The 15,532-nt window shown below is 52.5% G+C and carries 12 protein-coding genes; 7 read left to right on the forward strand and 5 right to left on the reverse strand.

Going from position 1 to position 15,532, the window contains the following annotated elements; all coding sequences use genetic code 11:
* Positions 1–20: 20 nt before the first annotated feature.
* On the reverse strand, positions 21–986 hold the full coding sequence (locus AC0IXH_RS05475; RefSeq protein WP_013202355.1) for a magnesium and cobalt transport protein CorA: 966 nt from the start codon (positions 984–986) through the stop codon (positions 21–23).
* Positions 987–1,064: 78 nt separating this feature from the next.
* The gene (gene pdxR / locus AC0IXH_RS05480; protein ID WP_471720119.1) at positions 1,065–2,549 is read right to left on the reverse strand and encodes a MocR-like pyridoxine biosynthesis transcription factor PdxR; all 1,485 of its coding nucleotides are present in this window, start codon (positions 2,547–2,549) and stop codon (positions 1,065–1,067) included.
* Positions 2,550–2,653: 104 nt separating this feature from the next.
* Between pdxR and puuE the strand changes: the two genes are divergently transcribed.
* Together puuE and AC0IXH_RS05490 are read left to right on the forward strand one after the other, a co-directional pair.
* Positions 2,654–3,919 (forward strand): 4-aminobutyrate transaminase, encoded by a 1,266-nt coding sequence (gene puuE / locus AC0IXH_RS05485; RefSeq protein ID WP_471721121.1) that lies wholly within the window; start codon positions 2,654–2,656, stop codon positions 3,917–3,919.
* Between the two features lie 204 nt (positions 3,920–4,123).
* Complete coding sequence (locus AC0IXH_RS05490; RefSeq protein WP_105759726.1) at positions 4,124–5,605, forward strand: APC family permease; 1,482 nt, start codon at positions 4,124–4,126, stop codon at positions 5,603–5,605.
* Between the two features lie 133 nt (positions 5,606–5,738).
* On the opposite strand, the gene AC0IXH_RS05495 is transcribed toward AC0IXH_RS05490, so the two are convergent.
* Both AC0IXH_RS05495 and AC0IXH_RS05500 read right to left on the reverse strand, forming a co-directional pair.
* Entirely contained in the window at positions 5,739–6,431 is a 693-nt protein-coding gene (locus AC0IXH_RS05495; protein WP_471720120.1) for a cache domain-containing protein, read from the reverse strand.
* A gap of 21 nt (positions 6,432–6,452) precedes the next feature.
* Entirely contained in the window at positions 6,453–7,181 is a 729-nt protein-coding gene (locus tag AC0IXH_RS05500) for a FadR/GntR family transcriptional regulator (RefSeq protein WP_471720121.1), read from the reverse strand.
* A 312-nt stretch (positions 7,182–7,493) separates the two neighbouring features.
* Here AC0IXH_RS05500 and AC0IXH_RS05505 point away from each other — a divergent pair, with 312 nt between their 5' ends.
* The 5 genes from AC0IXH_RS05505 (at position 7,494) to uraH (ending at position 13,181) form a co-directional block, all read left to right on the forward strand.
* Entirely contained in the window at positions 7,494–8,921 is a 1,428-nt protein-coding gene (locus AC0IXH_RS05505; protein ID WP_346567415.1) for a gamma-aminobutyraldehyde dehydrogenase, read from the forward strand.
* A gap of 9 nt (positions 8,922–8,930) precedes the next feature.
* On the forward strand, positions 8,931–9,404 hold the full coding sequence (locus tag AC0IXH_RS05510; RefSeq protein WP_013202348.1) for an ester cyclase: 474 nt from the start codon (positions 8,931–8,933) through the stop codon (positions 9,402–9,404).
* A 104-nt stretch (positions 9,405–9,508) separates the two neighbouring features.
* Positions 9,509–11,401: an NAD(P)-binding protein gene (locus tag AC0IXH_RS05515; RefSeq protein ID WP_471720122.1), complete on the forward strand. Its 1,893-nt coding sequence runs from the start codon at positions 9,509–9,511 to the stop codon at positions 11,399–11,401.
* Between the two features lie 4 nt (positions 11,402–11,405).
* Positions 11,406–12,617, forward strand: coding sequence for a c-type cytochrome (locus AC0IXH_RS05520; RefSeq protein ID WP_471720123.1), 1,212 nt, complete (start codon positions 11,406–11,408; stop codon positions 12,615–12,617).
* A 144-nt stretch (positions 12,618–12,761) separates the two neighbouring features.
* A complete protein-coding gene (gene uraH / locus AC0IXH_RS05525; protein ID WP_455863726.1) occupies positions 12,762–13,181 on the forward strand; it encodes a hydroxyisourate hydrolase in 420 nt (139 codons plus the stop codon).
* Between the two features lie 83 nt (positions 13,182–13,264).
* Here uraH and AC0IXH_RS05530 read toward each other — a convergent pair whose 3' ends face one another.
* Positions 13,265–15,196: a methyl-accepting chemotaxis protein gene (locus AC0IXH_RS05530; RefSeq protein ID WP_346597387.1), complete on the reverse strand. Its 1,932-nt coding sequence runs from the start codon at positions 15,194–15,196 to the stop codon at positions 13,265–13,267.
* Positions 15,197–15,532 lie beyond the last annotated feature (336 nt).

Raw genomic sequence — 15,532 nt, forward strand, 5'->3', positions numbered from 1 at the left:
AAGCCTTTAAGGATGATGGGTTAAATCCATTTGGACTTTCTGAGCTTACGCCACATCAGCACGCACAGTAACAGCGTGCCGACCAGCGTTGCCGGATACCCATAGCGCGCCTGCAGTTCCGGCATATGGGTAAAATTCATGCCGTACATGCTGAATACCACCGTTGGAACCACCAAAATGGCACCCCAACCGGCCAGCTTTTTCACCACCTCATTCTGCTGAACCGTCACCAGCGCCAGATTCACATGCATGGCGCTGGTCAGCATTTCCCGCATGTCATCGGTATCCGCCACCACATGGCTGGCATGATCCTGCACGTCACGAATATAGGCCCGCAGCGGTTTTGGAATGATGTGTTCATGAATGCGGATCAGCTGGGTGCAGATTTCCTCTACCGGCGCGGCGGCATTCTTCAGCGCCAGCAGATGACGTCGCATGCTGTAAACAACCTGCACCGCGTCCCGATCAAAATCGCTGCGGAACATTGATTCTTCCATATCGCTGATTTTTTCGCCCAGCGCGGCAGTCAGTTCGGAATAGCGATCGGTAATGAAATCGAGGATGCAATACAGCGGATAGCCCGGACCATGCGACAGCATCTCCGGATTCTGCGCGGCGCGGGCGCGGACCGGGGCATAGCTTTCAGACGCGCCGTGGCGGATGGTAATCAGAAAGTTTTTACCGGCAAAGAGATGCGTTTCGCCAAAGCTGAAGTCACCTTCATGCTCCTTCACCGTTTTCACTACGATAAACAGGGAGTCGCCGTACTGCTCGATCTTAGGGCGCTGATGGGCAGTCAGGGCGTCTTCGACTGCCAGCTCATGCAGGCCGAACTCTTCCTGCACCTTATACATAAAGTCGGGCTCGGGCTGGTAAAGACCCAGCCAGACAAAGGCGTCAGGCTCTTTGATCACCTCGCTAATATCTTCCATGTCCACGACTTCATCCTGCCGGCCAGGCCGGTAAACCATGCTGTTGATTATCATATTGTTCCGGGTAGGGCTTCTGAGATGCTAACAGCATAATGCCTGTTATGCGTTTGTGCCTTCTGACAATGACAGGATTCAGTCCGCCAGGCTGGCTTTTATGATGGCAGCCAACTTTAGGAAGGCAGGTTCAAGCTCTTGCTCATCCATATGAGCAAATCCCAGCAGTAATCCCCTTGAGGTCACCGTGCCGACAAAATAGCGCGATAAGGGCCGCACCAGCAGGCCACTGTTGTTGGCTTGCCGTGCAATGTCAGCATCATCGCTATCAATGGGCAGTTGCAAAATCAGATGAAGACCTGCGTTACTGTTGTAGAGCCCCAGGGCATCGATCCCCATAACGCGGGTAATCAAATCGACCAGAATCTGCCTGCGGCGTCCATAGAGCTGGCGCATCTTGCGAATATGCGCCGCGTAATATCCTTCACCAATAAATTCGGCCAGCGCTGCCTGAACCTGCAGGTGTCCACCGCGATACAGTTCACTGTGCATCTTTTTAAGCGGTGCTGAGAGCGTTTTGGGCAACACCACATAGCCAAGCCGCAGTGCCGGATAAAGGGTTTTACTGAAGGTGCCGATATAGATAACCGGACTGTTCTCTTCAAGTCCCTGCAAGGAGGGAACGGGTTGGCCGGAAAAACGGAACTCACTGTCATAATCATCTTCAACGATCCAACTCCCTGAGGTCCGGGCGATCGACAACAGGTGCTGACGGCGACTCAGGCTCATCACCGACCCCAAAGGATACTGATGAGACGGGGTGACGAAGATAAGCTTTGGCGAGGCACCCACCGTCTGCTCGGGAATAAGGCCCTGTTCATCTACCGGCATCGGCGTAATGCCGACGTCGTTGATGCGCAGAATATTCTTGATCCCCCAATACCCCGGCTCCTCAGTCCATGCGCTGTCACCGGGATTGCACAACGAACGCGTTACCAGGTCCAGCGCCTGATGAATACCTTGGGTGATGAGGATCTGATCGGGCGTACATCGCACCCCACGCGCCGTCCGCAGATAGTCGGTCAGGGCCACCTTCAGCACGTCCGCGCCGCCGGTGGAATCGTAGGTCAGGTGCTGCGGAAGGGGATGACGTACCTGACGATCCTGGAACTTCTTCATCACCCGATGAGGAAAATGAATGACGTCCGGTACGCCGGGAAGAAAAGGCCCCCACTGGCTGGGACTTGCGCTGGCATGATGCAGCAACTGCAGGCATCGGTCTGAAAGCACCGACCGATCTTCTGCCACGGGGTGTTCGGCATTGACCGACGCCTGGGGCCGGGCATCCAGATTATCCAGTACGCTGTGGGTGACGAACGTTCCATTGCTTTGCTGGGTAGAAATATACCCTTCGGCCTGCAATTGCTCATACACCCGCAGCACGGTATTGCGGGAGATCTCAAGTTCGTTTGCCAGATCGCGCGTCGGCGGCATGCGGGCAGCGGGGTTGAGGTTGCCATTCAGAATCGACTCAGAGATCGCCGAGTAGAGTCGCTTATGCAGTTTTCCTTCCACACGGTGAAAAAATGCCTGTCTGATCACATCTCCAGCAAGTGAACGCATTTGGATCCTATAAATAAAACAGTCTGGCTCTCGTTTAAGGTACCAAACGCTGACAGATTGTCTCTGGTATTACAAACACTTTGTAAAGAGATGAGGCAATGACTATGAACAATAACGAGCTGCAGCAGCGTCGTCTGAGTGCCACTCCGCGCGGTGTTGGCGTCATGTGTGATTTTTATGCTGCGTCGGCTGAAAACAGCACGATCACCGACGTCGAAGGGAAGACCTATATCGATTTTGCGGCGGGCATTGCGGTGCTGAACACCGGCCATCGGCATCCCAGGCTGGTGAAGGCGATGGAGCAGCAGTTGCAGGCCTTCACCCATACCGCCTATCAAATTGTGCCTTACGAGAGCTACGTATCGCTGGCTGAGAAAATTAATGCTGCCGTGCCGATCCCCGGCCCACTGAAAACCGCCTTCTTCTCAACCGGAGCGGAAGCGGTGGAAAACGCCATTAAGATTGCACGCGCGCATACCGGGCGTCCGGGGGTTATCGCCTTTAGCGGCGGTTTCCACGGTCGCACCTACATGACGATGGCCCTGACCGGTAAAGTGGCGCCCTATAAAAAAGGGTTTGGCCCATTCCCCGGTTCCGTTTACCACGTGCCGTATCCTTCCGAGCTGCATAACATTTCAACAGCCGATGCTTTGATCGCCATTGAACGTCTGTTTAAAGCAGATATTGATCCCAGCCAGGTGGCCGCCATTATATTTGAGCCGGTACAGGGTGAAGGCGGATTTAATGTCGCGCCTGCTGAACTTATCGCCGCCATTCGTCACCTTTGTGATGAGCACGGCATGGTGATGATTGCTGATGAAGTGCAGAGTGGTTTTGCCCGCACCGGGAAACTCTTCGCCATGGATCATTATGCCCATCAGCCAGACCTGATGACGATGGCCAAGAGCCTGGCGGGAGGGATGCCGCTGTCAGGTGTGGTGGGCAAGGCAGAAATAATGGATGCGCCGTCACCAGGCGGACTAGGCGGCACCTATGCCGGCAACCCACTGGCGGTGGCTGCTGCCCATGCGGTGCTGGATGTTATTGACGATGAAAAACTCTGCCAGCGTGCGGACCTTCTTGGCGAACGTTTACGTGTTGCGCTGGTGGATTGCAAAGAGTCCTGTGCGGAACTGGTGCAGGTTCGCGGCCTGGGTTCGATGATTGCGGCGGAATTTTGTGATGCGAAGACGGGTGCGCCTTCCGCAATCACTGCCCAGCGGATCCAGAAAAGCGCGCTGGAACAGGGTCTGCTGCTACTCACCTGTGGTCAATATGGCAATGTGATCCGCTTCCTTTATCCCTTGACCATTCCCGACGACCACTTTGATGCCGCCCTCAACATCCTTAAATCAGTGATAAAGAGCTGAAGGACTAACGCTTCCTCATTCCCTGTGCCGGAATACTTCGCTCACACGAGCGCCGACGAGTGTTATTACTCGTCGGTTTTTTTTATCCCGCTTTCCGCAGCAAGCCATTAACAAAAGTGTGACATACGCAATATACATATAACTTATTATGTTTTATAAATTAGTCACTATCGCCTGCGATTATGCCCCAACAGAGAGCGACATATGGAACAGACATCTGAAAAAAATAGCCATAACCATCAACCTGAAAGCAAAGAGCAGTTCAACCGGTCAATCGGTCTGATTTCCAACTTTGCGCTCGGCTTTACCTACCTTTCTCCTTTAACCGCCGTGTACTCGCTCTTTGCACTGGCCATTACCTTAGCCGGGCCGCCCGCAGTGTGGTGGATCCTGATTGTTGCCTGTGGTCAGCTACTGGTTGCCTTAGTGTTTGGTGAAGTGGCATCGCAATATCCGATCACCGGAGGCCTTTACCCGTGGGCGAGACGGCTGTGGGGCAAAAAGTTTGCCTGGATTACTGCCTGGATCTACCTGTGGGCGCTGGTGGTGACCATCACATCGATTGCGGAATACACTTCGACCTTTGTGGCGTCGCTATTTCACTTCGTTCAGTCACCGCTCAATTTGCTAATGACCTCAGTGGTGCTGTTATTGATGATGATGGGCGTCAACATGTCGGGGACTAAAAACCTGGCGCGGGTGGCAAAAATTGGGTTTTGGTGTGAAATCGTCAGCGTTATCGCGCTGGGGATTTACCTGTTGATCTTCCACCGGTCGCAGCCGTTCTCTGTGGTGTTTGATTCAATGGGCATGTTGGCAAAGGACGGCAGCTATACCACCGCATTTATGTCGGCGTCGCTGATGGGCCTGTTTATGTTTTTCGGTTTCGAAGCCTGCGGCAATGTGGCGGAAGAGGTTAAGAACCCCGGCAAGCAGATCCCGGTAGCGATGATCCTGAGTATTGTATTCGGCGCAATTTCGGCCGTGATTTCCGTCATGGGCTATCTGCTGTCTTCACCCGATCTGGCCAGCATTGTTTCCGGTAAAACCGCCGATCCTATCCCGGTGATCCTCAATGAAGCATTGGGCAGCACCGGCGCCACCGTTTTCATCGTCATCGCCATTATTGCCATGCTGTCGTGTATTCTTTCGCTTCAGGCTGCGCTGAGCCGTCTTATCTTCTCTTTCTCACGCGATAAAATGCTGCCGGGCAGTCAGTGGATGTCCAGAATCTCTAAAAATAGCGTGCCGGACAATGCCATGCTGGTCAGTTGCATTCTGCCGGTGATCATCTGCGTCTGGGTCTATTTCCAGCCGGATAACCTCTCGCGGATCACCGCTTTTGCCGTGATTGGCATTTACATCTCTTTCCAGCTGGTGGTGCTTGCCGCGTTACGTCAGCGCCTGAAAGGCTGGAAGCCAGCAGGGGAATGGTCGTTGGGTGCATGGGGCATCCTGGTGAATGTCTTCGCCTTACTTTATGGTCTCTGCGGCATCTGGCTGCTGGCGCAGCCTGCTGATAGCGCGGGCTTCCTGGACCGCTGGACGGTGTTGATTGGGCTCGCAGTCGTGCTGCTGACCGGGCTGGTTTATATGACGGTCGCAAACCCGTTCGGTCGTTCAAGCGCGCCGGAAAACGATGCGATCGAATATGCCAGCAAGCTCAGAGCAAAAGAGGAGTTCTGAGGGCTGCCGGGCGGATGTTCTTATAAGACGAGCGACTAAAACCGTAGCCTGGCGCTACGGTTTTTTTTGCACTGCATGACGTGGGAGGGTGACTCGTTTGGCGCGGCGTAATGCCTTTGCACCTAGTGCAGGATTACAGCCAGTACAGTGCCGCATAGCTGTTTTGGTAAGCCCGTTGTTGCGCTTCACCCGTAAACAGTTCGCCAATGCGCAGCCGGGGATTTGACGAAAAAATGATGCGGCCTTCAAGGTTAGTCAGGACGACTTTTTCGTTCGCACACAACGGCAGCAGTTCTTCCTCAATCCGACTCACCAGAATATCCAGCGCGGCAACCCCCAAAACGTTTCCTGCAACCCGAACCGGGACGGCAACGGTCAGCGTCAGCGAGGTATTGCAGATATAGTCAACGTAAGGGCCATGGATATAGGGTTTACCTTCGGCGATCGGGGTTTGGAACCAGGCAAAGGTGCGGAAATCCAGCCGTTGCTGGGTAGACTGATCGAGGTCCAGACTGACCTGTTTTAAGCCGTTATCTTTTTTATACCACCATTCCAGCACCCAGTACTCGCCGACAGAGGCGGTGCTTTCAATGTGGCTGGCAACGCCAGCGCCCGAGCAGTAGGGGTTTTCATCCAGCGTCAGTTTGATGATCGGTTGCATGGCCGCTTTGACGCCTGTTTCCAGCAATGCTTCGGGCCCGGGTTGCGGATGAGCGGAAAGGCAATGGGCGATCTTCTCAGCTAATAAACCGGTACTGTCGACAGATGACTGAAAGATGTCGTCAATTTTGAGGGTTAGCGCATGAATGTGCTCTGAATTATTCATTTTCGACATTGCCTATACGGGTTATTTTTCAGAAGGGTAATTCATTTTCTTTTCTAAAAAATAGACGGTGAAGGTATCAATCAGCTGCGAAGCGGCTTGAACGGCTGCCTGTTCTGAATGCGACGCCAGGGCATCGGTAAGCGTGGCATAAAGCCCGGTAACCTCACGATGCACGTCATCAGAGCGATAAAGCACCGCAATCAACGACGCCCATTCGGCCTGCAGTTGCAGTTCCTGATTTGCCAGCCTGGCAGACTGTGAACTTGCCGCGATGGCAAGCAGGCAACGCATGTCGGCCTGCGTTCTCTGTTCCGGGGTTTCTGCCGAGGCCAGCAATGCCGTAAATTCGCGCAGTCGCTGCAAATCTACGTCGGTCATCCTACGTGAGGCCAGCCTGGCGCTGTGGCTGATAACAGCACTGTGCATCTCTCCCAGATCGGAAAGATAATCGGTACTGATGCCCCTGAAAGGGTGGAGGTTCCTGCCGGAATGCAGAACATTTTCACAGACAAAACTGCCGCCATTTCGGCCCCGGACGGTGTGTATCAGTTCATTAGCCCGCAGGGTATTTAGCGCTTCCCGGATGGTAATGTGCGACACGCCCATCATCTTTGCCAAATCCGTTTCATTCGGCAGCTGTTCGTGCGGTTCTAACAGTCCGGTCACAATGGCATTGGAGAGCCGCTGAACAATCTGATCAGAACGGCTGGCCTGTCCTATCGGTGCGAAAATTACCGCGTGAGTAATCATAATCTTCTCTGAAAATCCCTTATGCAGGCCGCCATACTTAACATAAACCACCCTGGCAAGGAAGCAGTAAATAGGGGCGCCTTTTGTCAGGCAGACCGTAGAAATGGGGTGTGAAATCCGTTATTTACCGCAGGCCTGATGCCAATTCACTGCATCGGGTTTCCCCCAAAATGCCAGAGGGAAGGGCAACATTGTAATCATTTTGTTAAAAATGCGAGGCGCTTCATGTTGTAAGGAGAGAGTCATTGAAAAAAACCACGCCAATATATATTACATAATATCTTATATGTATTAACCGACGTGGAGAATGCGATGCAAACCTTACAGCACTTTATCAACGGACAGTATGTCCCGAATCAGCGGGAGGATTTTTTTGAGCTGATCAGTCCGGTTGATGGTGAAACCTATGCTATTTCACCAGACGGGGGAACGGCGGAGGTGGATCTTGCCTATGCTGCGGCTGAAGAGGCGTTTGCGGTGTGGAAAAAGTCCACGCCTGCCCAGCGGCAAAAGGCGCTGCTTGGTCTGGCGGATGAAATTGAACGAAACGTGACGCGGCTGGCCGAGTTGCAGAGTAAAGAAACAGGACAGCTCAGGCATTTTATTGAGAAAGAAGAGATCGCAGCGTCATGCGATGCCATCCGCTTTTTTGCCGGCGCCGCGCGTTGCCTGGAAGGTAAAGCCGCCGGCGAATACGCGGCGGGATTCACCTCGGTGATCCGCCGCGAGCCGCTGGGGATTGTCGGGCAGGTCACGCCATGGAATTACCCCTTTATGATGGCGGTCTGGAAGATCGCCCCGGCATTAGCGGCAGGGAATACGGTGGTGTTGAAGCCAAGTGATACCACGCCCATCAGCACACTTTTGCTGGCGGAATTAGCGGCGCCATTCTTCCCAGCGGGCGCCTTTAACGTGGTGCTGGGAAAAGCCAATACCGGATCGCTGGTGGTGTCGAATCCTGTCGCCTCACTGGTGTCGATCACCGGCTCGGTGCGGGCTGGCCTGCAGGTCGCTGCGTCTGCCGCCGCCAACCTCACTAAATCCCACCTTGAGCTGGGCGGCAAAGCGCCGGTGATCGTGTTTGCCGACGCCGATATGAACAAAGCCGTGGACATCATCACCACCGCCGGATTTTTCAATGCGGGGCAGGACTGCACGGCGGCAACCCGCATCCTCGTCGAGGAATCGGCCTATCAGGATTTCCTCGAAAAACTGGTGTCGCGAACGCGAGAGATAAAATTTGGCCTGCCAGATGACCGCGACGCCCTTTACGGATCGCTGAACAGTCGCAGTCAGCTCGAGCAGGTTAAAGGCTTTATTGAACGCCTGCCGTCACACGCCACCATTGAAGCCGGCGGCCATCCGGGCCAGGGGCCAGGCTTCTACTTTGAACCCACCATTATTTCCGGTCTGCAACAGCACGACGAAGCCATACAGCATGAGGTTTTTGGCCCGGTGATGACCATCCAGCGCTTCTCAGACGAGGCGGATGCGCTGAATAAAGCGAATGACGTCGAATATGGTCTTGCCGCCAGCATCTGGACCAGCAGCCATGCCCGCGCGCAGCGATTCAGTATCGATCTCGAGTTTGGCACGGTGTGGATCAACAACCACATCCCGCTGTGTGCAGAAATGCCCCATGGAGGGTTCAAAAAATCGGGTTACGGCAAGGACCTGTCGTCCTATTCCCTCGATGAATACACCCGCATAAAACACATTATGTGCGACATCAACGATTAGAGGCTCACCATGAAATTACTAAAAATCGCGGCAATGACGGTTGTGCTGAGTTCATTTAGCGTACTGGCAGAAGAGTCACCGCAATCGGTGGTTAACGATTATATGGCCGCCTGGAATGGACACAACGCTTCGCAGGCGTCGCGTTATCTGGCTAACGATGTCATTTATTACGACGCGGCAACGGGTTCACCCGTTAACGGCAAGGACAGGGCAGAAAAAGAGGTGATTGGCGCGTTTATTCATGCGGTGCCCGACCTGCAATGGAAAATGACCAGCAAGCCCGTTTACAACAAAGACACCATTGCCTTTCAGTGGACGTTTACAGGAACCAATTCGGGTGAGTGGGCGGGGAGTCCGGCAACAAATAACAAAATCAAATTTGAAGGCGTCAGCTTTATTAAGGTGGTAAAGGGCAAAATTACCTATCAGGGCGATTATTACGATTCAAAAAAACTGGATGCTGAGCTGCAATCCTCGAAGTGATAACGCCACCTTGACGCTCTTTTCCATCAGGCGCGGCGGAAAAGAGTGGGTCACATTTAAGCATTTTGCTTCACCCGATAATTAACAGACTTTAAAGGTTAAAAATGTCCATTACCCGACGTGATTTTCTTAACGGTGTTGCGCTGACGGTCGTTGCCGGGTTAACGCCCTGGGATCTGGCCAGGGCGGAAGAAAACGGTATAGCTGAGAAAGCCGGGGAGTATTATCCTCCCTCTTTAATGGGGTTGCGCGGAAATCACCCCGGTTCATTTGAGATGGCGCATGCCCTCGGACGTGAGCATCAAAAATTCGACTTCGATTCCCTGACGGTTGAGGAAGAATACGATCTGGTGATCGTGGGTGGCGGCATCAGCGGCCTGGCGTCCGCTTGTTTCTGGCAGCAGGTGGCAGGCAAAGATAAAAAGATCCTGATCCTCGATAATCATGACGATTTTGGCGGACATGCTAAACGGAACGAATTTACCGCGGGAAAAAGCACACTGATTGGATACGGTGGCAGTGAATCCTTTCAATCGCCAAAACATAATTTCAGTCCTGAAGTGAATAAACTGCTGGCCGATGTCGGCATCAGCGTCGTTAAAATGAAAGCGGGCTTTGACCAAAACTTTTATCCCGACCTGAATCTGAGTCGTGGGGTATTTTTCGATAAAAAGAACTTCGGGGAAACCCGCATCGTCAGCGGCGATCCGGGACGGGCAGTATCAGACGATATTCCCGCTGACAGACTGAACGGCCGCAAAATTGAAGATTTCATCAACGATTTCCCGCTCGGTGAAACCGACAAAGCCGCGTTAATCGAACTGCATGTCAGACCAAAAGACTATCTGCCGGGGATGAAAGTCGACGAAAAACTCGCGTGGATGGATAAGCACAGTTACAGCGAATTTCTGTCTGAAAAAGTCGGTCTGAGCAAAATGGCGTTGCTCTATTTCCAGCAGCGTACCAATGATTTTTTCGCCATCGGCATTGAGGGCATTTCCTGCAGTGACGCACGGGTCTGCGCCTTGCCAGGCATGGAGGCGATGCATCTGCCGCCGCTGGATGAGGAATCCCTTGCCGATCTGGAAGAACCCTACACCTATCATTTCCCGGATGGCAATGCAGGCCTGACGCGGATGCTGGTCAGGCATCTGATTCCGGATGCATTACCCGGAGAGTCGATGGCAGACGCCGTGACCTCAACCCTTGATTACAGCCGTCTGGACACGAAAGAAAATAGCACGCGTCTGCGCCTGAACAGCATTGTGATCAATGCGAAAAATACCAACAACGGCGTTATCGTCACCTATATCCATCAGGGACACCCTTATCGCGTACGCGGTCGCAATACCATCATGGCCGGTTATAACATGATGATTCCGTTCCTCGTCCCCGAAACGCCGGAGGAACAGAAAGCGTATTTGCGAATGAACGTTAAGGCGCCACTGGTGTATACCAACGTGGCCATCCGCAACTGGCGATCCTTTACCGATCTGGGTATCCATGAATTTTATTCTCCCGCCGCGCCGTACAGTCGGGTCAAACTTGATTATCCCGTCAGTATGGGGAAATACCATCACCCGCGTAATGCGGATGACCCGATGCTTATTCATATGGTCTACGTTCCCACCTATCCCGGCAGTAACCTCACCGCACGCGAGCAGTTTCAACGCGGACGCGCCTGGTTATTAGGAACAACCTTCGAGACTCACGAACAGATGATCCGTGAGCAGTTGCAGGAAATGCTTGGCTCGACAGGATTTGATCATCAACGGGATATTGCGGGCATCACGGTTAACCGTTGGGCCCATGGCTACGCCTATTATGCCAGCTCACTTTTCGATGACATGGATAAAATGCCGGAGATCATCAAAGAAGCACGCAAGCCAATTGGGCGTATTGCCATCGCCAATTCTGACTCCGACTGGAGTGCTTATGCTCATGCAGCCATTGATCAGGCATGGCGAGCCGTCAATGAACTGAAGAACCTGGGTTAACGCCATGATTAAAATTATCCTGACAAGCGCGTTGATTATTTCTGCCAGCTGTTTCGCCGCGTCTCCAGAGGGAGAGTATGTGGCGCGTATTTCGGACTGCGTCGCATGCCATACCAAAGAGGGCGGCGATGTAATGGCGGGAGGTAAACGATTTCATACTCCCTTAGGGGATATTTTTTCAACCAACATTACGCCGGATGTGAAAGAGGGAATCGGTTTATACAGTTACGCAGATTTTGAAAAAGCGGTCAGAAAAGGCGTGGCCCGCGATGGGCATTATCTTTATCCGGCGATGCCCTATCCGTCATATGCCAAAATGAACGATGAAGATATCCACGCGCTCTACACCTATTTTAAACAGGATGTGAAAGCATCAGCACAAAAAAATAGTCCGGGAGAAATACCGTGGATATTCTCTCCGCGTTGGCCGCTGGGTATCTGGAACTGGATGTTCACCGATAGCAACGAAGAGGTTAAAATCCCGGCGGGAGTCGACGACGGGTTAATTCAGCGCGGTAAATACCTTGTCGAAGGTCCTGGCCATTGTGGTGCCTGCCATACACCGCGGGGGATTGGCATGCAGGAAAAATCGTACGACAGTTCTGATGCCTCTTTCCTGAGTGGCGCCATGATTGACGGTTGGTATGCACCCTCGCTCAGGAATGGGGCTATTCCGGCCGAAGAAATAAAAGATTTACTGAAAATAGGGCGAAGCAAGCACTCCGCTATTTCGGGCCCGATGAGCGACGTTGTGACACAAAGTACCCAGTATCTGAATAACAATGACCTGAATGCCATCAGCAGTTACCTGGTCAGCCTCAGCGATAAAAAACCGTCCTCACATACCCATGCGGCTGCAACGGAAACCCGCGGGGCGATCGCTGCAGGCGGTTCCGGGCAGACGCTCTATTTGCGTTATTGCTCAACCTGTCACGCTACAACCGGGAAGGGAACCGATGACAATGTCCCCTCATTGGTAAATAACCCGTCTGTCAGCGCTGAGGAGCCCGACAATCTGATCAAGGTCATCGCGTTCGGCGCAGAAACACCGGTCACCCAGGGAAGCATTCCCTACAAAATGCCTGCCTATCATGGCCTGCTTCAGCCCCAGCAGATGCGGGATATCGTCAATTACGTCAGAGGTCAGTGGGGGAACCCTCCCCATCCGGTTGATGAAGACAACATTAAGGACGTTTTAAACGCGGATAAACAATAACTGTACAGGCCGGGAAGGTGGGAGGTGATCGGCCGGGAAGAGCGCGGGAAGACAATCTGGGAAATTTCAGATATTTGAGAGAAAAATTGAGTGAGCTATCAATGTCGTTGAATATAGCTAGCAATTACAACGCGGAGCCAACTCATGAACACTTTCCCTAAAATTGTCTTTTTATCGCTTTTCGCCGCCTCCTGCACAGCCGGTGCTGCGCAAACTGCGCCCGTTGCCAATCCGCTCAGCGTCCATGTCCTCAACCTGGAAACGGGTACGCCAACGCCGGGCGTGGAGGTTGAACTCCAACAGCGCCAAAAGGATAACTGGGTTAACCTGGCGTCAGGCAAAACGGATGACCATGGGCGCATCGCCGCACTGTTTCCGCAGGATAAGCCGATGACTGAAGGCGATTACAAGGTGGTATTCAAAACCGGCGATTACTATAAGAGCGCGGGCAAGCCAACGTTTTTCCCTGAGATCCCGGTGTTGTTCCATGTGGAAAATGGCGGGCATTACCATATCCCGTTACTGCTGAGCCAGTACGGTTATTCGACCTATCGCGGTAACTAACGGAAACCGTCTGGTTTACCGAGCGGTCTTTTTTCGCAAATGGGCCCGTTGCCTGAGGTGACGGGCCCTTTTGGGTCAGAGGCTCAGGATGCGGTACGGAAAACGGCCACCATGTCCCGAAGGTGAGCCGCACGGTGTGCCAGATCATCTGCCGAGGTGGCCGATTCCTCAACCAGCACGGCGTTTTGTTGGGTTACCTGATCCATTTGATTTACGGCGATATTAATCTGCGTAATACCGCTGCTTTGCTCAGCGGATGAGGTTGAAATATCGCGGATCAATTGTGAGGTCTGCTCAATGGCCTCCACGCTCTGCCTGACCCTATCTCCTGCATTCTTAGCCATCGCGATCCCCTCATGGGCATGATCAACCGACTGCTCAATTAACCCTTTAATCTCTTTCGCTGCAGCAGCCGATCGTTGCGCAAGGGCGCGCACTTCAGAGGCGACCACCGCAAATCCTTTGCCTGATTCCCCGGCACGCGCCGCTTCAACCGCGGCATTGAGCGCCAGAATATTGGTCTGGAAAGCGATGCCGTCAATCACGCTGGTGATCTCTTCAATTTTTCCGGAACTGCCGCGGATCTTATGCATCGTTTCCATCACGGATTCCATGGCATTTCCACTGAGAAGGGCAGCATTGGTTGCCGATTCTGCCATGGTGGACGCATAGCGGGTATTTTCTGCGTTATGACTGATGATGGACGCTAACTGCTCCATACTCGCGGCAGTCTCAGCAAGCGAAGCCGCCTGCTGTTCGGTACGAGAAGAGAGATCGCCGTTACCGCTGGCTATCTCTTCGGAAGAGGTTGCGATGGTGATAGCATTGGATTTGATGCCTGAGACAAGCTCTGCCAAACGGTTCTGCATCAGCAGCAACGCGTTTAACAACGTGGACATCTCATTCGTTCCTGTCACCGTAAACGAGGTCGTTAAATCGCCTGCAGCCACTTTGCTTGCCGCATTAACTGCCAATTCCACCGGTCCGGTGACCGATCGCGAAATCATAACCGCCGTATACACCGCGAGTAACGCGATACTGAATAAGCCGGCCAGCAGCCAGAATTGAGCATGGCGTTTTTCGGTTGCCTGACTTTCCAGCATCTGGGACAGTTTATCCGCGCTATTCGACCCTAACTCTGCGTAACGGTTTATTGACTGGGTGAAAACGCGAATGTATTCGGCGGGCGCGACGGTAACGCTTTTACTGACAAAGATATGCTCCGCCAGTTGCAGGGCGTCATTGGCCTGCTTATTCGCATCCTGATCTGAACGGGCAAAGATTTCACGCAGGCTGGGTTCGATAGTGAACACTTTTTCCATATTGCTGTTGAACTGTGCGAGGGCGGTTTTGCCACTTTCGATTTGAAACGCCATACGACTGCGATCCGCCTCGGTGACGTTATTGCCCGCAGCAATAACAGACGCGCCACTGGCTCTGATTTGTCCGAGGGTTTCGGTCAGCTGAGGTAAGCGACTAAAAATACTGATAATAAACTGATAAGTATTGAGATCGGCATCCAGCGTTAAGCCATAAAAATCCAGCACATTCTGATTCGCTATCAGCAGTTTTTGAATCAGGCTGGCGTGGCGCTGCAGGCTGTCAGACAGGCTCAATCTCCCGGCTAAAATATCGTTTTGCAACTGCTGCCAATCATCATTGAACGTCGCCAAACTGGTCAGCGGCTGGGCAGTGTTATCCACCTGCTTGAGGTCGGTGATGATCGTTGTGAGATCCCGGCTGGCATCTTCAGCCAACGCCAGGCGAGGCGCGTTGTCAGGTTTATGTTGAGAAATCGCAATGGCGCTTTCGGCGCGGTGACGCTGGATTTTATTAAGCAGCGTCAGCATTTTTTTCTCTACCGGAATGCCGCTGAGTTCAATTTTTTTTGCATCAATAGCCTGACTGCCGCTTTGAATGAATAAAGCCGTGGGCAAAAAAAACAGAATCGCTGAAAACAGCCCAAGCAGTAGAAACTTTGCAGGCAAACTGGTGCGGTTAAGTAGGTTTTTCATTCTTATTTCCTGGTGTAAGAGTACTGATCGTTTCTGGTCAGACAGACCCATTAGGCAATTTTTTTAGTTATTTTTTATCCATTAACATCAATCTTTGCAGGTGTAGATACGCTAATTTTTATCTTTTAGTGGATGCTTCAGAGGTTTATTCATTCTCCCCGGTCAATCAGAAAAATTGTATTATAGGTGGCGATCAGAGAATTGACAGGTGAATAAACGACTAAATTTACTGGAGGTAAAAATAAAGCCAAATTAATTTTTAGTATTGTTTTTCAGGGTGTTATGGTTTTATTTTTCGGGCCTTTGCGACGTTGCGCGCGCTATCAGTGAGAAACA

This window comes from Erwinia sp. AC075 (assembly GCF_979253995.1).